Origin of the sequence: Streptococcus pseudopneumoniae, assembly GCF_038148935.1 — a bacterium.
GTDB classification, from domain to species: Bacteria; Bacillota; Bacilli; order Lactobacillales; family Streptococcaceae; genus Streptococcus; species Streptococcus pseudopneumoniae_U.
Genome location: NZ_JBBJZX010000260.1, coordinates 1 through 259, shown reverse-complemented (window position 1 = coordinate 259; position 259 = coordinate 1). Strand labels below are relative to the sequence as shown.

Below are 259 nucleotides of genomic sequence, written 5' to 3'. Positions count from 1 at the left end.
TCTTCGTCGAAATCTAGAAGAACGTGCAGGCTGGACTCGTGAAGATCTCAAGGCTTTACGCCAACGCCATCGTACAGTAGCTGACAAGCAAAATTCTATGGCCAATATGATGGGCATGCCGCAGACTCCTAGTGGTGGTCTCGAGGACTATACGCATGATTTGACAGAGCAAGCGCGTTCTGGCAAGTTAGAACCAGTCATCGGTCGGGACAAGGAAATCTCGCGTATGATTCAAATCTTGAGTCGAAAGACCAAGAAC

The 259-nt window shown here is 48.6% G+C and carries 1 pseudogene; it reads left to right on the top strand.

Features of this window, described 5'->3' with window-relative positions:
• Nucleotides 1-259, top strand: a pseudogene (locus tag WKI42_RS10885) (ATP-dependent Clp protease ATP-binding subunit); the annotation flags it as partial.